This window comes from Lysinibacillus sp. NPDC097231, from assembly GCF_044761885.1.
GTDB lineage: Bacteria > Bacillota > Bacilli > Bacillales_A > Planococcaceae > Lysinibacillus.
The window spans coordinates 56655-77541 of sequence record NZ_JBIWDH010000017.1; the positions used below are offsets into that span (position 1 = coordinate 56655).

21 protein-coding genes and 1 other annotated feature are annotated in these 20887 nt (G+C 35.5%); of the genes, 16 read left to right on the plus strand and 5 right to left on the minus strand.

Going from position 1 to position 20887, the window contains the following annotated elements; translation table 11 throughout:
- Window positions 1–5: 5 nt before the first annotated feature.
- On the plus strand, window positions 6–1571 hold the full coding sequence (locus tag ACIQXF_RS12045) for an amidohydrolase (RefSeq protein ID WP_402783146.1): 1566 nt from the start codon (window positions 6–8) through the stop codon (window positions 1569–1571).
- 150 nt (window positions 1572–1721) lie between these two features.
- Here ACIQXF_RS12045 and ACIQXF_RS12050 read toward each other — a convergent pair whose 3' ends face one another.
- Window positions 1722–1940, minus strand: coding sequence for a hypothetical protein (locus ACIQXF_RS12050; protein ID WP_402783148.1), 219 nt, complete (start codon window positions 1938–1940; stop codon window positions 1722–1724).
- Window positions 1941–2128: 188 nt separating this feature from the next.
- Between ACIQXF_RS12050 and ACIQXF_RS12055 the strand changes: the two genes are divergently transcribed.
- The 6 genes from ACIQXF_RS12055 to ACIQXF_RS12080 all read left to right on the plus strand — a co-directional run bounded on the left by ACIQXF_RS12055 (window position 2129) and on the right by ACIQXF_RS12080 (window position 8975).
- The gene (locus tag ACIQXF_RS12055) at window positions 2129–3901 is read left to right on the plus strand and encodes a glycerophosphoryl diester phosphodiesterase membrane domain-containing protein (RefSeq protein ID WP_402783150.1); all 1773 of its coding nucleotides are present in this window, start codon (window positions 2129–2131) and stop codon (window positions 3899–3901) included.
- A 216-nt stretch (window positions 3902–4117) separates the two neighbouring features.
- Complete coding sequence (locus tag ACIQXF_RS12060; RefSeq protein WP_402783152.1) at window positions 4118–5065, plus strand: stalk domain-containing protein; 948 nt, start codon at window positions 4118–4120, stop codon at window positions 5063–5065.
- A 318-nt stretch (window positions 5066–5383) separates the two neighbouring features.
- Window positions 5384–5908 (plus strand): cysteine hydrolase family protein, encoded by a 525-nt coding sequence (locus ACIQXF_RS12065; RefSeq protein ID WP_402783154.1) that lies wholly within the window; start codon window positions 5384–5386, stop codon window positions 5906–5908.
- 12 nt (window positions 5909–5920) lie between these two features.
- Window positions 5921–6466, plus strand: coding sequence for a GNAT family N-acetyltransferase (locus tag ACIQXF_RS12070; protein ID WP_402783156.1), 546 nt, complete (start codon window positions 5921–5923; stop codon window positions 6464–6466).
- 128 nt (window positions 6467–6594) lie between these two features.
- Window positions 6595–6840, plus strand: a complete 246-nt coding sequence (locus ACIQXF_RS12075; RefSeq protein ID WP_402783158.1) for a cold-shock protein — start codon at window positions 6595–6597, stop codon at window positions 6838–6840.
- 656 nt (window positions 6841–7496) lie between these two features.
- Entirely contained in the window at window positions 7497–8975 is a 1479-nt protein-coding gene (locus ACIQXF_RS12080) for a WD40/YVTN/BNR-like repeat-containing protein (RefSeq protein ID WP_402783209.1), read from the plus strand.
- A gap of 187 nt (window positions 8976–9162) precedes the next feature.
- Here ACIQXF_RS12080 and ACIQXF_RS12085 read toward each other — a convergent pair whose 3' ends face one another.
- Together ACIQXF_RS12085 and ACIQXF_RS12090 are read right to left on the minus strand one after the other, a co-directional pair.
- A complete protein-coding gene (locus tag ACIQXF_RS12085; protein WP_402783160.1) occupies window positions 9163–9480 on the minus strand; it encodes an MGMT family protein in 318 nt (105 codons plus the stop codon).
- Window positions 9481–9648: 168 nt separating this feature from the next.
- A complete protein-coding gene (locus ACIQXF_RS12090) occupies window positions 9649–10413 on the minus strand; it encodes a hypothetical protein (protein ID WP_402783162.1) in 765 nt (254 codons plus the stop codon).
- A 217-nt stretch (window positions 10414–10630) separates the two neighbouring features.
- On the opposite strand from ACIQXF_RS12090, the gene ACIQXF_RS12095 reads away from it, so the two are divergent.
- From ACIQXF_RS12095 to ACIQXF_RS12130, 8 genes are all read left to right on the plus strand, one after another.
- A complete protein-coding gene (locus ACIQXF_RS12095) occupies window positions 10631–11134 on the plus strand; it encodes an RNA polymerase sigma factor (RefSeq protein ID WP_402783164.1) in 504 nt (167 codons plus the stop codon).
- Entirely contained in the window at window positions 11127–12155 is a 1029-nt protein-coding gene (locus ACIQXF_RS12100; RefSeq protein WP_402783166.1) for a hypothetical protein, read from the plus strand. The genes ACIQXF_RS12095 and ACIQXF_RS12100 overlap by 8 nt, the downstream gene beginning before the upstream one ends.
- Before the next feature lie 409 nt (window positions 12156–12564).
- Window positions 12565–12762, plus strand: coding sequence for a hypothetical protein (locus ACIQXF_RS12105; RefSeq protein ID WP_402783168.1), 198 nt, complete (start codon window positions 12565–12567; stop codon window positions 12760–12762).
- 20 nt (window positions 12763–12782) lie between these two features.
- Window positions 12783–13016 carry a hypothetical protein gene (locus tag ACIQXF_RS12110; RefSeq protein ID WP_402783170.1) on the plus strand — a complete coding sequence of 78 codons (234 nt, stop codon included), beginning with the start codon at window positions 12783–12785 and terminating at the stop codon, window positions 13014–13016.
- A gap of 146 nt (window positions 13017–13162) precedes the next feature.
- The gene (lepB, locus tag ACIQXF_RS12115; protein WP_402783172.1) at window positions 13163–13738 is read left to right on the plus strand and encodes a signal peptidase I; all 576 of its coding nucleotides are present in this window, start codon (window positions 13163–13165) and stop codon (window positions 13736–13738) included.
- Window positions 13739–14015: 277 nt separating this feature from the next.
- On the plus strand, window positions 14016–15263 hold the full coding sequence (locus tag ACIQXF_RS12120) for a benzoate/H(+) symporter BenE family transporter (RefSeq protein ID WP_402783174.1): 1248 nt from the start codon (window positions 14016–14018) through the stop codon (window positions 15261–15263).
- A gap of 236 nt (window positions 15264–15499) precedes the next feature.
- Window positions 15500–16375 carry an alpha/beta fold hydrolase gene (locus ACIQXF_RS12125; protein ID WP_402783176.1) on the plus strand — a complete coding sequence of 292 codons (876 nt, stop codon included), beginning with the start codon at window positions 15500–15502 and terminating at the stop codon, window positions 16373–16375.
- Between the two features lie 102 nt (window positions 16376–16477).
- Window positions 16478–17047, plus strand: coding sequence for a YolC/YozM family protein (locus tag ACIQXF_RS12130; RefSeq protein ID WP_402783178.1), 570 nt, complete (start codon window positions 16478–16480; stop codon window positions 17045–17047).
- Between the two features lie 334 nt (window positions 17048–17381).
- Here the strand turns inward: ACIQXF_RS12130 and fumC are convergent, their stop codons facing one another.
- Window positions 17382–18773: a class II fumarate hydratase gene (gene fumC / locus ACIQXF_RS12135; RefSeq protein ID WP_402783180.1), complete on the minus strand. Its 1392-nt coding sequence runs from the start codon at window positions 18771–18773 to the stop codon at window positions 17382–17384.
- A 312-nt stretch (window positions 18774–19085) separates the two neighbouring features.
- Entirely contained in the window at window positions 19086–19301 is a 216-nt protein-coding gene (locus ACIQXF_RS12140; RefSeq protein ID WP_402783182.1) for a hypothetical protein, read from the minus strand.
- A gap of 296 nt (window positions 19302–19597) precedes the next feature.
- Window positions 19598–19797, plus strand: a binding site (T-box leader).
- A 147-nt stretch (window positions 19798–19944) separates the two neighbouring features.
- Here ACIQXF_RS12140 and ACIQXF_RS12145 point away from each other — a divergent pair.
- A complete protein-coding gene (locus ACIQXF_RS12145; RefSeq protein ID WP_402783184.1) occupies window positions 19945–20856 on the plus strand; it encodes a DMT family transporter in 912 nt (303 codons plus the stop codon).
- The last annotated feature ends 31 nt before the right edge of the window (window positions 20857–20887 follow it).

Sequence of the window (20887 nt, forward strand, 5' to 3'; positions counted from 1 at the left end):
TTGTTTTGGCAACGTTATGGACTGGTGGGAAAATTTACACAATGGCACATGTTGGCGAAACAGTTGAAGCAGTCCTTGTAAATGAAGGGAAAATTGTGGCGACAGGCTCAGTTGATAGCTTGTCGCCACAAGCTACTTCTATCCAACATTTACATGGAAGAGTGATGTATCCAGGCTTTGTCGATAGTCATTTACATATCATCGGTTATGGGGAAAAACTAAAGCATATTGATGTGTCCAACGTCAAAAGTAAGGACGAGCTACTGGCCATTGTTCGTGAACGAATGACAAAGGTTCCTGCTAATGATTGGGTCATTGCGATAGGGCTTAATGAAACACAATTCGACGTTCCAATTTATCCGACATTAGCAGAGCTTGACGCACAGGGTGAAGCACATTTAATCATCAAACGAAGCTGTCATCATTTAATCTTGGCTAATTCCAAGGCGCTAGCTTTTGCAGGCATTACCAATGAGACACCATCGCCAGAGGGCGGCGTGATTGATAAGGTGGACGGACAGCTAACGGGTGTTTTAAAAGATGCCGCGTTGTATATGATCGTCAACCATATGCCTCATATTACGCCTGCGTATATAGAGGATGCTCTCGAAAAGGCGATCGTTTCCCTTCAATCATACGGCTTAGTAGGTGGGCATTCTGAGGATTTGAGCTATTACGGCCCACCGATTCAACCAATTACTGCTTTTCGTAAGATTGTGGAGGCACAGAAATCGTTTAAAGTTCATTTATTACAACATCACACGGTATTTGAAGAAGTGGCAAATATGAACGAAACTACTTCTCCATATTTAGAATTTGGTGCGATGAAGATCTTTATCGATGGAGCATTTGGGGGGCGTACTGCTGCACTATGTGAACCGTACTGTGATGAACCAGACAATAACGGTATGCTTGTACATTCAAAAGAACAATTAGTGGAGTATGTGCAACTTGCACGCACGCATGGACAAACAGTGGCAGTGCATGCCATTGGAGATTTAGCCATAGAAACCATTTTAGAAGTATTTTTCGCCCATCCACCTCGTGAAGGTCAAATAGATCGTGTTATTCATTGTAGCTTAGTGAATCAAAGTATTTTAAAAAAACTAGCTACATTACCTGTCGCAGTCGATATGCAGCCACAGTTTGTACAAGGGGAGTATGCGGCAGAACTAGCGAGGCTGGGGGAGAAGCGTGTACGAGGCTTGCATCCATTAAAATCGCTTCTCGATTGTGGATTGGTTGTTGCAGGTGGTAGTGATGCCCCAATTGAAGTACCCAATCCCTTGTATGGCCTATATGCTGCAGTGACAAGAAGGAATTTTGGAGAGACACATGACGGCTACAATCCTCAGGAGAAAATTTCACGCTTTGAGGCTGTAAAACTTTACACTGTTGGAGCGGCGCAAATTATCGGACAAGATCATATTCGAGGTAAGATTGAAGATGGCTATACAGCAGACTTCACTATTCTAGAAGAAGATCTTTTTACTATAGATATTGAAAACATTCCACATGTCAAAGTTGCCTATACAGTTGTAGATGGCCGTATTGTTTATGAAGGACAGTAATTTAAAAGAAGTCAGGAGTGAAATGTACCGTTCGTAAAAGTGGGGATGAAGAAACTCACTCTAATAAAGCTTTACTTTATGAAAAAAATCGCTGTGAAGGGTAATCCTTACGGCGATTTTTAATTTCTCCAAGAATGCTTGTAGCACATACTATCGTTTTTCAGTTAAATTTTCTAGTTGTTGTTCGAGATTTTTTACACGTAATGTTAAGTCATCTACTTTTTGCGGAAGTGTTTGTTGTGGAGGAAGAGGAGCCGTAGATTTCATCTTTTTAATCATATTTATCATCACGAAAAATATGGCGAGGAAAATAACAAGAATTACGGTTGTACTGACGACATCTCCCAGGTTAAAAATGGTTTGTTTCATAATTGTTAAGTCCCTTCAATTAGTATCGATTATGTTATTTACTGTCCTTCCTGCTAAAAAGTTTCAAGAAAATGTTTATAGACGCCATAAATACATAAATCTTATGATTCTTCCTCGCATATTATATGGGACAAAATTCAATTTGATTGGAAGATGAAGAAGACGATGGTATGGACTGGGGTGAGTGAATGCACAAAGCAGGACAAGTAATGCAACAAGCCATCTACAATATTTATATCTATCGCATTGATTATATCCAAGTTTTCGCTCTGACTAGGTTATTTCAGTTTTTATTTATTATTCCTGTGTCAACTATCGTATTTAAGCTAATGTTGCAAGTAACTGGCTTTACACATATTACTGAGCAAAATATTCAAAGCTTTATTGCTCATCCCTTTGTTATCACGATGATATTTCTATTAATCATGCTAATCATGCTATTTATTTATTATGAAATGGGCTTTCTTTTTTTAATGGCCTTTCACCAACAACGGGGTATTCGTTATCGATTTCTGCACATATGGCAGCAGCTTAATCGTAAAGTCATTTATTTTTTTAGTGTGCAAGTTATTTTCTTGATAATCTATCTTGCACTATTATTGCCATTAGCTTCATTTTTGCTTCCGCTAACGTTGACGCAAGCAATCTCTATTCCACATTTTTTGACAGATGAAATGTTGAGCACGCGCTCTGGCACACTACTTTATATTGCGGTTACTAGTGTCTTTGTATTAGTGGGTGTACGAAGCATTTTGACGTTGCCAATTTTTACAATTCAACCAAGGATATCTATTCTTCGTTCACTGCTACAAAGCTGGCGTTTTTCAAGACGTGGATTGTTTCAACTGCTTGTTTTATTAGCCATGCTGTTGATGGGACATTTACTTGTGCTATTTGGGATTACGATTATTAGCACATTGCCATTATATATTTTGGAGCGTTTCATGCCGAGTGCAGCACTTGTTACAGCGGGGATGACGCTTGCTTTTTTAGAAATGGTCTTTGTCGTGTTATTTAGTTTACTGCAAGCTACGTATTCACAAGTAATGGTTGCCATTACCTATAATACTTCCTTTTCACGCAGATCAACGCTTACACAAAAATTTAAGAAAAAGCGCTTTAAGCCATTGACTCTCATTGCTTTCGTAATTTTCGTCATTTTAAGTGTGATGAATGTTATTTCGTTAGAGAAAAGTGTCTATGCACCAGATACGAAGATTATTGCGCATCGTGGCTATACAGAAGGCAATGTAGAAAATACAATCAGCGGTCTTGTCAGCGCAGCTAGTTCTGGTGCAGACCTCATCGAAATTGATATTCAGCAAACGGCAGATGGAGAATTCGTTGTTTTCCATGATCGAACGTTAAGAAGATTAACAGGTAAAAATGGTGTCATCGCCAATATGACCCTTGGTGAATTAAAGACGCTGACGATTCATGCCAATGGCTATAGCGATAAAATTTCTTCATTAGACGATTTTATTGAAATCGCAAAAGCTCTAGACGTTGGCCTGCTGATTGAATTAAAGGTCCATGGCAAAGAAACAGAAGATGTCTTGCCTAAATTGGTAGAAAAGCTACGCGCTTATAAGGTGTTAGATACGCACTATGTACAATCAGCAGATGCACAAATGATGACACAGTTGAAAAAAATAGCACCTAACTTGCGGGTGGGTATTGTCTATGCATTAAATATCGGGCCTATCGTTGAAACAGTAGATTTTATTGCACTGGAGGAATCATGGGTAACCGAGCAACTGATCGCGGAAATGAAGCTACAAAAAATCGATTTGTTTGTATGGACATTAAATAAAGATCGTTCATTACATGAATTTATTGAGAAAAATGTCAGCGGAGTCATTACCGATCAACCAGAAGTAGCGTTAGAAATCCGAACAAAGCAAAGTGAAAATCAATACTTTTTACAACGAGTTCTAAATCGACTCCAATTTATATTTTAATGCTATTTGAGCTGGAAATACCCGCGCTTTGTGGTGAAATACCCGCGGAAGAGGAGGGAAAACCCGCGCTTTGCGATGAAATACCCGCGGAAGAGAAGGTAAAACCCGCGCGCCACAGATGAATACCCGTTAAAGCTTTTTAGGGTAATGTTGTAACCTTTTTCATTTTATAATCGACTACTTCTATGAATTCGTGAATGAAGGAGATGCTTTTTTATGAAAATGACGAAAGTCGTACCATTTGCTATGTCAGCATTATTAATAGGGGGCGCGATCGGTGTTCCATCTGCATCAGCAAACGAAGGAGAAGTAGTTGTAACGAGCGCTACTGATAATATGGAGCAACCACAAGTTCAGCCGATTTTTATTAAAATTGCTGGTACAATAGAAAATGTAGAAAAACGTGATAATGCTACATATTACACAGTTAATGAAGGCGAAAATACAAATGTATTTGTTGTGAATGATACTACACTTGTTTTCGATAATACTGGTAAAGAAGTAAAGCTGCAAAAAGGTGATCAAGTAATGGCTTACACATATGCAAACAAGCCAATGCTGATGATTTATCCACCACAATATAACCCAGAGGTAATTATTGTGGAAACAAAAGAAATAGGAACGGTTGAAGTTGACTTTTTCAATAAAGATTTAGTTAATACAGATAACACATTAAAACTAAATGTTGGGAAAGAATCAGAATTACTTAGCCTATCTGGTAAAGAAGTAAAGGCAGAGGATTTAGCGGAGCAGCATTTACTAGTGTTCTATACAATTGCAACAATGAGCATTCCAGCTCAAACACCACCTTCAAAAGTAGTTGTATTAGATACGATTGCAGAGAAACCAGGGGAGGTTGAACCATCAACACCATCTACTCCATCTAACTCTGTTGTACAAGAAATTATTAACAAAGATTTTTATGAAGTAAAAGGTACAAAAATGGTACCGCTTCGTTTAATTGTTGAGGAGTTAGGCTTTAAAGTAGAAGCAACAGGAAAAGGTGCTATTATTTCAAAAGGCGCTTTATCTTATACAATTACCCGCGATCAAAAAGAATACGGATATAATAAAGCACTTCGTAATTTTGAAGTAGCCCCAGCTTTATTAGAACCAGGAAAAACATATGTACCACTTGAATTTGTTGAAGAATTAATGAAATAACTCTAATTTCTTACCCCTTCGTAGCTTCGTGCAATGGAGGGGTTTCTTATGTCATGGTGGCAACTAATAATGACAGGAGCGGGAGGCAAGTGACGTACTGGGGCAATTAGGTATCTTTGCTACAGCTCGCATCATAAAGAATAAACAGAAAAGTATACCGTGATGAATGTTAGAAAATGCATAAAACTTAGATAATTAAGGCAAGCAACATAACATTATCCCCCTGTTGGGATGCTCGTTTTTCATAATTTTCTTTAAATAGGACAAAAATTTCTGTAAAATAGTAGAGTTAAAATCGAATTCTTAAAGGAGAATTACATGAAACAAGCATTAATCATTATAGATATGCAGGAGGCTTTCTTTTTGGATAGCCAAAACTACTTATTTGACTCAGAAAAAGTGGTAGCAAACATTAATTCTTTAATAACAAGTGCACGTCACAGCGAAGTCCCAATTATATTTATCCAACACACAGATTCAAATGAAGATGATGATTTCGCATTCGGCAAGCCGGGCTGGGAGCTTTATCATGGGCTTCTTCGACAGCCAGAGGATAAGGTGATTCAAAAAACAACATGGGATGCCTTTTATCAAACAGAATTAGCGCAATATTTGCAGGAACAAAAAATTGAACAGCTTATTTTTGCTGGTGCCCAAACAGAATTTTGTCTTGATACAACCATTCGCAGTGCTTATAGCCATGGATATCATCATAATATTTTAATAGAAGGTGCGCATAGTACAGTTGATAGTCGAGTATTAGATGCGCAACAAATTATCAAGCATCACGAATCGATTTGGCATAACCGCTTTGTTAACATTGGGCAAAATATTTTTAAGTAGAGAGGTTTTATCATGCTAATAAATAACCAAGAATTTCATGTAAATGGACTCCGGTACACAATTCGATCCGCGAATATAGAAGATGCTCCAGCATTATCTGACCTAAGGGTACAACTGGATGGAGAAACAGAGAACTTCGATCGAGAACAGGGAGAAGACTATATTGATATAGTAGGATTTGAACAGATTATTCGCGTAGATACGGAGAGCCCAAGAAATATATGCTTAGTAGCAGTTGTCGATAACCGTATCGTTGGATTCTCAAGATGTGCAGGGTCACCATTAAAAAGATTGGCCCACAAAGTGGAATTTGGTGTAGGCGTTATTAAAGAATTCTGGGGTTACGGCATCGGTAAAAATCTCTTGAAAACATCTATAGACTGGGCTGATGCCAATGATATTAAAAAAATAGCCTTGCAAGTTTTAGGGAAAAATGACAAAGCGACTAAGCTCTATGAAAAGCTTGGCTTTACAGTAGAAGGAATTTTAAAAAATGATAAACGTCTTTCTGATGGCAATTACTATCATACGATTGTGATGGGACGATGGAAGGCATGATGATACCCCAGCTAAGCACCTTTGCTTGCTGGGTTTTGTCATTGAATATGACAGTTCTCTTTAAAAAATGTATAATATAGGTAAAGTTATCCAAATTTAAATAATGAGCTTAGAGGGAGCGTGCTGATTTGAAACGAGAGGGAACTGTTGAATGGTTTAAAGAAGAAGAAGGGTATGGACGTATCATGCTTGATCATGAGGAAGAAATACATGTTTTCGTTCATTTTAGCTCTATTTCATATGATAGAGAACGATTTCCAGACAACTTTAGATACCTTCAACAGGGGCAAAAAGTATCCTTTAATTTAATTGAACGAGCTGGCTTAGGCGACCAGAAGTACGTGGCAGAAAATGTTATCATTATTTCTGACTAAAGTAAAAATCACTCAAGATACAATGTGCATCAAACTTCCTTTTTGGCTCATGAACTAAAACATAGTACATGACATAAAATAGAAAAGAATATTAATAAAAAGGATGATGTATAACATGTCATTGATGATATGGTGAATATTTTCGTAGCAAGCAATGGATCCATTCCTAGAGGTGGGGGAATACCAGACGGCTGGGATGATATTGATCGTTGGGAAAATGACGGAGGTAGAAGTCTTGATACATGACTGGGAAAGAAGGGGAGGCAAAGCTGTCTCCCTTTTAAGTGGGGTACGGTATCTCTGCCGGTGTAAGAGATAAATGAAGAATATGGAGAATATAATGAACTTGATATAAAAAGAAAGTCTCTCTCATTCAGTTAGTACTACTAAAAGAAAAAAACAGAGCCAACTTTGATTGAAGTTATACAGTTTAATATTAGTTCTGGTGAACAAGTACCATAAATAAGTTTGGTTTTTAAAATGAAGTTAGCCTATTCAAGATTAGTAGTCTTGAATAGGCTCTTTTTTGGGGAAGTGAATTATGAAAACGGACCATCCATTTATTTATCCTGAAGAAGTTGTAATTGGAAGTATTTTAAAACTGGTATACTAAATTAAATAGGTTTTTTTGTAAACAGGACGGGAACTTAATAATAATTAGATTAGGGGGGATTTTTATATTTAGGAAAAACACAAAAGTGATACTTAGATCATTATTAACAAATCCAATATTAATAATTGGATACTGGATTTTTTGCTATGAGTTAGCTTCATTATGTAAGTATGGGAGAATTAATAATAATATTTATTTTTTACTATTATGCATTGTATTTTTAATATCTATTATTGCATTTACTACAATTAGAATGATGAAAGATCGAGAATATGATTCTAAAAAATCAAATGCATGGCGATATATTTCTATAATAACTATTATGGTAATTACATTATTTTATGGAGTTGAGATTTATAAAAGTGCAACAAATTATGGTGGGAAACTTGCGTGGACTATAGAAAGATTAAAAAATGAAAGATCTGTTAAATTTGAACATAATAATATATATGAAGATGGGGTAGAAGGTATTTTTGAAGATATAAATAAGAAATATACTTTGCCAAAAAAATTATATATGGCAAGTGATTTTAAGCTTACATTTAATTCAGACGGAACAATCACATCTTTTGATACATTTGTTTATGGGGAAAATGTGGATGGGAAAGAAGAAAGTTGCTTAATAACTTATGATAAAAATAAGTCACAAAAGATTACTTTCTGGCTAAATGGATATGCAAATGCTGATTATGATGGTGATAAATTAGTAGAACCATTAATTAAAACGGTTAATGCTATTCCAATTCAGCAAGTCGTTAGTAAGTGGAATGAAAGTAAGTATGGCTTAGTTTATTTTGGTAAACGAAATTGGGGATATAACACAGAGGGAATTATTAATATTAATGAGGAAGGTAAGGAGCATCACCTTGAAATAGCAACATCTGAAATAATTGGATATACAGTATCCATATTTGTCCCTGGAAGAGAGAAAGAGGTAGTACCAGCTAGGTATAACTTAATAGGTGACCCAAGTTGGAGTCAATCAAATAATACGTCAAATCATAATAGTTCTAAAGAGGAGCAACAAGAGGTAACTAATAACAAGGAACAGTTTTTCCTATCAAAAGAAGTTGGTTATCAACTAAATCTTACAGATAAAGCATTAGGAAGTAGTTTCTATTCACTAAGTAAAACTAAAGATGGGGCTGAAACATGGGAGGTTATCAATGAAGATCCATTCAACGGAGGAATTGGTAGTGTATCAGGAATAACTTTTATAAATGATAAACTTGGGTTTATAGGAGCAATTAGCCCTTCTGGTACTAACGGAGAGATGTATCGTACAAATGATGGGGGCATATCTTTTGAAAAGGTAAATTATATACCTCAAGAAGTAACATTAGAAAGTGGGCAGTCTATAAGTCCTTTCGATTCTCCCGGTATGCCTTATGAGAAAGATGGCGTTTTAAATATGTTAGTTGGACAAGGATCAGATGGAGATTATAATGGTAATAGCAGTGCACTTTATCAATCAAAAGATAATGGTGAAACATGGGAATATGTAAAAGAGGTTAAAAAGTAGTTAGTATTAAATAATTATTTATGAAAAACCTCTTAAACAGCGTAGTATGGGATTTAAACTACGCTGTTTTATATTTCTAAGGAAGGTTTATTTGCAATATACTCCATGGAGAAAATTTATTTTGCAGTTCGAAAAAGAAAGCAAGAGTTTCAAGAAGCATTTGAATCATTAAGTATTTAAGAATGTTTCAGAAATCATAATCCATGGGGTCTATTTTATATTGATACTCCACTAGGTTGAGCGTAAGGGCTTGTGTAACAACAACCCCTTCCCCTTCTAACAGAGCCTTTTGATACGCTGCATTTTTAAAAGTTATTTCCCCTTTGATGTTTACGATACGATGCCAAGGAAGATTATATTTTTCACTCATTGTATGAAGTATTCTTACAACTTGTCTTGCTCCTCTAGGACTACCCGCACATGCTGCCACTTGGCTATAAGTCATTACTTTACCAGTTGGTATATTCTTTATCACAGCTATCACATTTTTGGTAAATGGTTGCATATCATTCAGCTCCTTTTTGAAATGGATATTTTATGTAGCGGGCGAAAACATTGCAGAGTAAAAATGAATGTTGAAACGCAGTAACAGATTTTAATACTAATTATGAACCAACTGTAGAAAATCCTCAATAACAACCGTTTTACAGTATGAAAGTAAAGTTATGAAAGATTATTTAGCAATAGGAATAATAGTTAATTTCATTTTTTGATTATCTGGATTTAATTCATATTGTTTCCCAGACTTTGTAGTAATTGTTGCTGCTTTGCCCGTATACTTTTCATCCATATAGGCAAAGACAAAATCATCAGTTTCAACAGAAATCACTTCATCAGGTTTACCTTCGACAAAATGTTGAAAACTGTATCCACCTGTACTATATGTAAAAACAGCAATGGCTGGTGAATCATCAATCTTTAAAGCAAATACAGTTAATCCATCTCCATTAAACCAAAAATCTTTTTTTGTAATGACAGGTATATTTTTATCGAGTGTATATTCTTCAAAAAGGTGAAATTTGAGCACCCTCCATAGATTCTCTTGTGTAGGGTATTCCTCATTTGACCATGTAGAGACTTGCTTAACTTTTCCATGTTTATCAACTCTAAGGTCGACACCAATTTGAGGTGTTTCCATTGCATTCACACTAAACTGACCAACTGTATAGCCATCCTCAAAGTGCTCAGGCGTTATCGAAAATTGTTGATTAGGATATGTTTGCTTTAAATAAGTTTCTAATTGAATATATCTTTCTGCATGAGTTTTGATTTTTAAAGTAGGATAGTAAGCAATATAGCTTATATAGCCAATAATCAGCACAATAATAATAGCTAATACGCTTTTTTTTCGTTTTCTAAAAATGAAAGTGATTAGTAAAATAATGATTAATAGAGCAAAAGCAATCACGCTAAAATAAATTAATTCAGCTGGTGTCAATTTTATCCCCCTCCAATAAAATCAGTTTACTTTTAGCATAGCAGAGGAAAGTAAGATAAAACACATAAATTCATGGAGGGAGATGGGTGCTGTTTGTCGCTTATGCTGTTTCTATCCATAAAAATAAAAACACAACAATTTACGTATTATAAAAATTTTTTTACAATAATGGGATTTTTCTAAGTCACCAATCGTGTTATTTACAGGAGGCGAAAAAATGGAGAACAATTCTTTATTGCATACGGATAAAGAATTGGCTGAACTCTATCAACGGCATGTAGATTTAGTTTACAGGCTTTGCTATATCTATTTGAAAAATCCCGTTGATGCAGAAGATGCTGTTCAATCTGTATTTCTAAAACTTATTACATATCAAATGGTTTTTAATGACCATGAGCATGAAAAAGCGTGGTTGACGGTAACCACCAGAAATTACTGTAAAGATGTGCTTAAAAATTGGTGGAAAACCCGGCGCGTTGCCTTAGACGCTTTACCAGAGGTTTCTTCTTGGAATGGTAATGAACCATCTGGGAAGGTACTTGCAAGACTGCTTTCACTTCCTGAAAAATACAAAACAGTTTTATATCTGTACTATTTCGAGGGCTACACGATAAAAGAAATGTCAGTGTTGTTGGGATACAAAGAAAGCACGATTCAAACGCAACTATCCAGAGGTCGTAAACGCCTTAAAATTGACTTAGGAGGGAATTGTATTGAGTAACAAAAATATCAATCGGCTTTTCGAAGCCCTTACACCTAAGATCGAACAAAAGGAAAAGATGTTACATAACATTTTAGTGCCAAGCAAGGTTGAAAATAAAAAAAACAGGGGATATACACTAGCGAAACGTTTAAGACCTGCAGTATTGACTGCCTTGTTGATAGTTTGTCTAGCCACAACCGCTTTTGCAGCGGCCTATATAGGGTTGGATGAAACGTTTATGAAATTTCTTAATCCGGTAAATCAGGAACAAGAAACATATTTGTCAAATGGGGCTTATATGGTTGATAAACAGGTAAAAAACAACAATGGGACACTTAATATTAAGCAAGTGATAGGCGACAGTAATTTGACCTATATTTTAATGGATTTTACGGCACCGGAGGGTACGGTATTAGACGCAGCGCGATACCGCTTTTTGGGATACGATATAACGACAAATCAGGACTATATGAGTGTAGGATTCGACGTGCTTGACGATGGCAATTGGAGTGACAATAAAATTAGCTTGGTTATGAGTATCATGACGAAAAATTCCATAGCCGGTCAAAACGTTCATTTCCAACTCAAAGATTTACAAGCGGCAGATCCATTTCCAGGTATCTTTACAACAGTCATACCAGGTGCTTGGGAAACAGATTTTAAGCTAGATTTCAAGGCGTACTCTACTCCTTATGAGGTCAACAAAAGCATTTCTATGTTTGGTTATGGGGCGGTACTTAAAACGATTTCCGTCTCACCGATTTCGATTTCGTTAAAGATTGAGAGCAGTTCAATGAATGAAATTAACGAAGCTGCCGGCTCATTAAAGGAAGTTGGCGTAAATCAACACCTGGATGACTACCCGATCACAATAAAGTATCAGGACGGTACATCAGAAACGACAAGCCTGTTTAACGGATTGCATTTGACGGAGAATGGCACTCAATTTTTTACGGTTAAAACGTTTGAAAATGTGATCAATGACAAGGAAATTGCATCAATCGTCTTTTTTGATAAGGAAATTCCGATTAAAAAATAAAACACAGTAAAAACGAGTAATCAAGTATATACGTACTAGCTTATTCGTTTTTTCTTTTCCTGAAGGTTAACTTTGTAGAGGTTCCTAAACTTAGAGTCATACCGAAAAAATTCTAATCAAAAAAGGATTAATTGATATTCGTCCTATCACTCTATTGCCTTACATCATCTGAGGAGTTTTTATTTCAACTGCCCAAAAAGTCTATTAAAATTAATAAACTTGTTAGGAATGAGTAAGAAAAAAGAGAAAATCGATTCGTACAATTAAAGTACAACATGAAAGGACTGATCTAAATGATACTAATTAGATTCGAAAATAAATTTTTGCCAAATCTTTTTTTTGGTAAATAAAATTGAGCCATAGTGTCTCGATAAGCAATACGCAAACAAAAATTTAGGGGGGAATACTAATGAAAAATTTAATATTAGATATCTTGCAACAAAATAATTCAATTGGAATATTCAGCTACATATCAATTGGACTTGCACTTGTGGTGTTTATAATTGGCTTGTATTGTACTTTAAGAAAGAAAAAATATGGAATATATATTTTAGCCTCCAGTTTTTTGCTGTTGATTAATCCGGCTATTAGTATGTTGATAAATTAATTCTAACGGAGGTAAATTAAATGATTAAACAATTGGATGCCGCTTTAGTTAAGGTAAATAAGATGGTTGGTGTAGACGTAAATACACCAAGAGTAACGAAATCGAAACTGCAATATAGTAGGTATTTTACAACTGTCGTAGGTGTAGGAGGATTGACACTGGGAATTATTGGCCCATCGAAGTCGTTATTAGTTTTAGGAACGATAGGTATTTTAAGCTCAATTGCAACAACCATTGAAATAAAAAAATTCTAAAATTCTTATTAAAAGTGCAGGTATTCGATGAATGTTGGCCTGTGCTTTTTTGGTTGTGTAGGAATATTTGGATATACTAACGAAAAATTGAAACCATTTTATTTATTTATACGTATTAATTAATATAAACATTTGGAGGTGATATTTTGGAAGAACAAATACAGGAAAAACAAAAAAATGAGTTTGTTGAATGGCTAAAGGCAATTGCATTCGCTCTATTGGTTGCGTTTGTAATCAAGCATTTTTTATTTACGCCAGTACTCGTAAAAGGTGCTTCAATGATGCCGACACTTGAAGAAAACGACCGTGTTATTATTAACAGAATCGGTCCGAAATTTAAGTCGATTGATCGATTTGACATTGTAGTGATTCAAATGAAAGAAGAAAATTATATTAAACGTGTCATTGGTCTACCAGGAGATAAAATCGAGTATAAGGATGATCAACTATACATAAACGGAGAGAAGTACAGTGAACCTTATTTAGATCAATACAAGAAGGAATTAACAGATTCTGGGTTACTCACTTACGATTTTACGTTAGAACAAGATTTTGGTGAAACTACTGTACCTGAAGGGTATTACTTTGTATTAGGTGATAATCGTCGTATAAGTAAGGATAGTAGAGATCCAGAAGTAGGATTTATCGCTAAAGAAAAAATAATGGGTACAACAAGCATCATCTGTTGGCCGTTAGAGCATATTGACTTAAGGTTTAACTAAATGAAGCAAGACGTACAACTTTATAAAGATAAGAAATATGACCACTCCACAATGAAGTGACCCCTAAAAGTTAGACTTTAACCAGAATGGATTTCTCCATTCTGGTTTTTCTTTTATACAGCCAATCTTTCACATATTAGATATCTCGATACCTTTAGAATGTGGAAAAAAATGGTTTTTGATGAGCGTTTGTTGTGTTAGTATAAAAAGCATAGAAAAGTGAAGTGATAAAGGAAATAAATCTAATGAAAACGGGTACTGGGGGAAGGGTTGCTTTGTGTTAAAGAATTCAAGACACTCCATTAATATAGGAATGTTAAAAGAAGATTTATCAATATCAGCTGTAGTTGTCGGATTAATAGCTACAATGGTGTCTTATGCAGGGCCATTAGTAATTGTTTTCCAAGCTGCTCAAGTAGCGCATTTAAGTGATGCACATTTATCTTCGTGGATATGGGCAATCTCTATAGGTAGTGGGATAACCTGTATTTTATTGAGTATTTGGTTTAAAGCTCCAATTATAACAGCGTGGTCCACACCAGGAGTGGTTTTGCTAGTTTCAAGTTGGTCAATTTATTCCTATACAGATGCTATTGGAGCATTCATTTTTTCTGCAGTAATCATTACATTCTTAGGATGGACAGGATTATTTGAGAAAATAATGAATCGAATACCATATTCGATCACAACTGCTATGCTTGCTGGAATTCTTTTAAACTTTGGAGTTGAAGTTTTTACATCTTTAAGAAATCTACCTGAATTGGTTTTTCCGATGATACTGTGTTTCTTAATTTTTAAAAGGCTTTCACCACGTTATACGGTTGTCATTACATTATTTTTAGGGTTATTGATTACATATTTTACAGGAAATCTAAAGACTGAAAGTATTGATATATCTTTAGTGAATCCTATTTTTACAGCTCCTACATTTTCGTTTGATGCTTTAATTGGAATTGGCATCCCATTATGTATTGTGACTATGGCGTCTCAAAATGCGCCGGGTATAGGGGTATTAAGAGCAGATGGATATAATGTACCAATCAGTCCATTAGTTACAACAACGGGTATATTTTCTATTTTATTGGCTCCGTTTGGGTCTCATGCTATTAATTTAGCGGCAATTACTGCGGCAATTTGTACTGGAAAAGAAGCTCATGAAGATAAAAATAAAAGATATATTGCAGGTATTTCATGTGGATTATTTTATTTAATCTTTGGTATATTTGGAGCTGCAATGGCCTCAATTTTCCAAGCACTTCCTAGTGAGTTTATAGCAGTCATTGCTGGCTTGGCTCTATTTGCTTCACTTAGTACAAGCCTTGCATCCGCAATGGAAGGTACTCAAAAGGAAAGTGCATTAATTACTTTTCTAGTTACAATATCAGGTATCTCCTTTTTGGGTATAGGGGCTGCGTTCTGGGGCTTGGTTGCTGGGATTCTAACAAATACAATTTTTCAAATAAAATTTAATAGTTTCTCTAAAAAAACAACAGAAATGAGTAATTCACAAAAGGATGATAGTTGATGACAGACCAATATGCCGATTATCTAATTATTGGTTCGGGAATTGCAGATGCATCGGCAGTATGAATTGGCTAAGAAGGATAATGTAATCCTTATAGAAAAAGAGGGACTCAATTTTTCACATCTAGAAGTCACATCTAGAATTTGAGCGCGCTTTTATTATACTAGTAAAAGGTAGACTCAGTAAGGTAGCGTAACAGGACGTGGTAGGCAAATTTAGATATTGGAGAGGACTATATGAGTATATACAAAACACAGTCTGGAAGAGAAATGTCATTAAAGCTTTATGATGCTCAGTTGAAGAAATTGGATTATTCATGTAAGGATGTTTATGTTCATAGTCGTTTTGGAAGAACACATATCATTGAAACTGGCAATCTATCGGGTGAACCATTGCTAGTATTTCATGGCGGGAATAGTACGACAGCCTATAATTTACTAACTTATAAATTCCTGCTTAAGGATTTTCACATCTATGCGGTTGATATTATTGGCCATCCTGGAAAAAGTGATGAAGTGAGTCTCTCTCCTAGAAATTATGATTATGGAAAGTGGGCAAATGACGTTATTACAGGGCTTGGATTTGATAAAATAGCTTGTTTAGGGGTTTCGTTTGGTGGTGGAGTTTTGGCAAAACTAATGTGTATTGCTCCAGAAAAAGTAGAAAAATCCGTATTAATTGTGCCATCAGGAATTAATAATGCTTTTCCAATCAGTACTGTGAAAATGATGATACCATTACTCAAATATAAACTAACAAAGATAGAAAAATATATAAAAGAAACGGCTTTATTTATGGCTATTAAAGAAGACATTCTTGATAAAGATACTTTGGATATGGTGAAAGATAGTTTTGATCATGTTAAAACAAAAGTAGGGATGCCATCCAATGTGAATGAGCGATTAATGCAAAAGTGTAAAGCACCAACACTTATTATCGCAGCAGAAAAAGATTGTTTATTTCCAGCGAGAAAAGTATTACCAAGAGCAAAAAGAATCATCCCAAATAACACCGTACATATGCTAAAAGAGTGCGGACACATGCATATGATGCTAGAGCATGAAAAGAAAATGATCGTTGATTTTCTTAAGGATAACAAATTAAGTACATAGCTGAACAAAGAGAACCATTTCAGTTTGACCGCATGCTCAGCTCTTTTATATGCAGCTAATGGAGCAGATTGGTTAAAATATATCTGAAGGGGAGGAAATGTCATGAAAAAGTTTGTTTCTGTTTTAATAATAGTTGTTGTAGTCGTCTTAGTAACTAACATATATACCAACAAGTTTGATAGTTATTCTAATAATGACAATAATAATGAGAAACGATGGAACCGTATTGCATCTGTCCTTGATAATGCGTGGGATGAATTTGGCTTATTTAGTTTTCAAAAGACCCCGGACTCAACAATTTTAATTGTAATGGATGAAACTAAAAGTGAAGAACAACTGAAAAGGTATTTAGAGCAACATATAAATAGAACGGATTTGAGCCAATTCAACATCGATATTACAAAAAAAAGTTTACAAGAAGTTGAGACGGAGCATTTTATGTCGATGGTTGAAAGTATTGTATTTAATTATATAAAGGAAAAGAATTATAACGATGTGCAAGTTTATCTTCCTTTAATTGAACCTGAACCAATACTAAAAATAACAATTGCTAAGACCAGTGAGCTATCCAGCGAAAATTTGAAAAAGGAGTTAGAAGATTTATTAATTCTCAAGAACTCTGAGCTACCAAAAAAAGATATTTCTTATGAAATTCAGGTTATAAAGAGTTGATTTCCATTAAAATCACTCTTTTCCTTATTCGGTAAACGGGTGATATATTAATTATTACTGTAAAATTGAGCTAATATGATTTTATTATATAGAGCATTAGTAAAAACGCATACTAGAAAATAAAAAAGATTGAAGCATATTAGCCTCAATCTTTCTTTTTGACTCACACATTCCTGTACACACGCTTGCCGTATTTTTTTAGCTCAATCTAGCTTCACTCGGCCAAAAACATGCCGTAATTTACATAAACATGCTTGGTTCAAAAAATGATTCTTTATCTAAAACGTTAATATACCAACGCTTGGTCTGCTTTATGTGTCAACTTGCATTCATTTTATTTTACATTCGGATAAATCATCGTCGCAGGATCAACATATTCATCGAATTGTTCATCTGTTAGTAAACCTGTTGAGATTGCTGCTTCTTTCAATGTTGTACCTTCTTTATGGGCCTTCTTCGCAATTTTAGCTGCATTTTCATAGCCGATATAAGGGTTTAATGCTGTTACAAGCATTAATGAATTTTGTAAATTGTGATCAAGTACTTCTGTATTTGGCTCAATTCCTACAGCACAATGATCATTAAATGATTTCATTGTATCTGCTAATAGGCGAGTCGATTGTAAGAAGTTATAAATAATCACTGGCTTGAAGACGTTCAGCTCAAAATTACCTTGTGAAGCGGCAAAGGCAATTGTTGCATCATTGCCAATGACTTGTGTAACAACCATTGTCATCGCTTCACTTTGGGTTGGATTCACTTTACCAGGCATTATGGATGAGCCTGGTTCGTTTTCTGGAATCGTAATTTCACCGATACCTGAACGAGGGCCACTTGCTAACCAGCGTACATCATTGGCGATTTTCATCAAGTCAGCCGCAAGAGCCTTTAATGCGCCATGTGCGACAACTGCTTCATCATGACTTGTTAGGGCATGGAATTTATTTGCGGCAGAGGTAAACTGTTTACCTGTTAATTCACTAATTTCTGCTGCAACACGATCTCCGAATTCTGGATGTGCGTTAATACCAGTACCAACCGCTGTACCTCCAATTGCTAGTTCCTTCATATAGTTAATATTCTGGATAATCATGTGCTCAGATTTCCCAAGCATGGCTGCCCAGCCGCTTATTTCTTGACCTAAAGTAAGTGGCGTCGCATCCTGTAAATGTGTACGACCAATTTTAATAATATCCTTAAATTGCTCAGCTTTCTCATCTAATGTTGCCTTTAATAAGCGAAGTCTTGGTAATAAATAATCCTCAACCTTTAATACCCCTGCAATATGCAAAGCTGTTGGGAAGGTATCGTTGGAGCTTTGAGATTTATTGACATCATCATTTGGATGGATGCGCTCAGCTTCACCAGCATTTTCTAAGATTTGGTTCGCACGGTGTGCTATGACCTCATTAACGTTCATATTAGACTGTGTACCACTACCAGTTTGCCAAACAACAAGAGGGAATTGATCGTCCCACTGACCATTTAATATTTCATCTGCTGCGCGCACAATGGCGTTCGTCTTGATATCTGACAGTTTGCCAAGTTTGTTGTTAGCGATAGCAGCACTTTTCTTTAAGATAGCCATTGCCTGAACCAACTCAATTGGCATTTGTTCGGTACCAATTTGGAAATTTTCTTTACTGCGCTGTGTTTGCGCTCCCCAAATTTTATCTGCAGGTACTTTAATTTCACCCATAGTGTCTTTTTCAATACGATAATCCATGTAAAACAGCTCCTTTGTTTATGTAAATATTCCGCTGAAACAGCCAAAATATAGTTAAAAAACGGACATTCTTAGTCTGATGTAAGAATATCCGTTTGATACATGCTTATTTCAAAAAAGAGGGGGATTCTGAATTAAGCAATTTGGAGAAAAGAAATAATCTATTGATAATGATAATTGTTATCAATTAAAAAGTCAATAATTTTGCTTGAGGAAGATAATGTTCATTGAGAATGATTTGCAATGAGTTATCAAGAAAAAACGCTATCATTGCATCTTTGAACGATAGCGTTATAGATGAAAAGGAAAGAGCTATCTCTTTTTCTTTCCAAGTTCTTTAATTGGTTGCTTTTTAGGCACTTTTTCAAAAATTATACTCACCTGATAGTTGTGGTCGTCTAATTGAATAACCTGAACAACTTTTGCTTTACGACCTTTAATTTTAATATTTTCTTCGACAGTAGGTAGATTTACGAGCAGCTGACTTAAAACGGACGTCTTGTTTTCATAAAAATGTGTCACAAACATCTTTCCAATTCTCCTTATGACTATATTTTTAAAAATGCCTCCCAGTAGTGAAGGGGAGCGTGATTTTACCTTTCTGTTGTAACAACGTAGGCAAAATGTATAGGTCAATTTTGTAGAGTGAAAGGTTTTCCTCAATGTATGATGATGACTAAAAATATAGAACGTTTGATAGGAAGCTGTGTTTGGAAATGAAGTAAGAAATATATGTGGGAAATCTATTGCCCTATAGAAAGTTCACTTAACTTGAGCGTCTTTGTGGGCTTGACGAAAAAGTTGAAATGAATTATTATCGAAATAATTTAACAATGATTGGAAGTAGTAGTGAATGTAGTTTGCTTTAGAGAGATGATGGCTGGTGAAAATCATCGCAAACCATTTGTGAACTCGTCCAGGAGTTTTTATGCTGAATGAAGTAAGCATAAACGGCAACTACCGTTATAGGAAAGTGAGCTTTTTAGCTAATCAGAGTGGTACCGCGGATAACTTCGTCTCTATATTTATTAGAGACGGAGTTTTTTTATTTTGGGAAATGGAAGGAGAGGAAAGGGAACGTTTCGCTAGGAAATTTGCTCATATAAAGCTTAGCTTCATCGACAAAACGGTAAAACATAAAGATTAGTGTCGGAAAAAGGGGGATAATGGGGTGGAAATAACAAAAAAACAGGCAACAACAGTGGGGTTAATTGCTCTTGTGATATCGGCTCTTCTAACATCGATGAGCCAGGTGTTTTATGCCAAGCAGGTGCAAGAGGTGCCAACATTTTTATTTACGGGCATTAGTTTTTTCATGACAGCTATCTATTTTTCTTTCTTTGCGCGCAAACATAAACAACAGAATGTATGGAAGGGAAATATTCGTCATGTCGTGAAGCTGAATGCCGCATCGGTGTTAGCATTTATGGGCTTTTATTTCGCTTTAAAATATGTAGAGTCAGCGATTGTCAGTGCGCTTGAGATGGGCATAGGGCCGCTTTTTGTCTTGATACTAGCTGTTTTAGCCAAAGAATCGATTCCAAAAGCACAATGGGTAATTGCATCAGGTACATTTATTGCTTGTACTATATTAATAGTAGCAGTAGTTAGTGGGAAATCAGCTGTTCACATGGACATAACATTGCCAGTGATTCTGGCATTAATAGCGAGTGTAGGCTGTGGGATTGGGGCTGTTCTCTGTACAATGTATTCAAAGAGGTTGAGTGAGGCTGGTTGGACAACCTCAATGATTTTGGCTAATCGCTATTATGGCATAATTTTATTATCTTTTTCTGCAACTTTCGACATATTTTTTGATTATTTCTCGGGAAATATTTTATGGATAGTTGCAGTCACAGCAATGGGTGTCATGCTGCCGATGTATTTATTGCAGGTAGGAATTCAGTATTGTTCAACTTTAATAGTAATGATGAGTTTATGCTTTGTCCCAATATTCACATTTTTCTTTCAAATGTTTGATCCAAGGCTATCTTGGTCACCTATTTCCCTTATAGGGATAAGTGTATTGTTTATTTTAGGTGTCTGTAGCTTATATTTGGAAAAAAGGGCGGTTTCAGAGTAGCAAGTGCGCGGTATACTAGTACTAGGGAGGA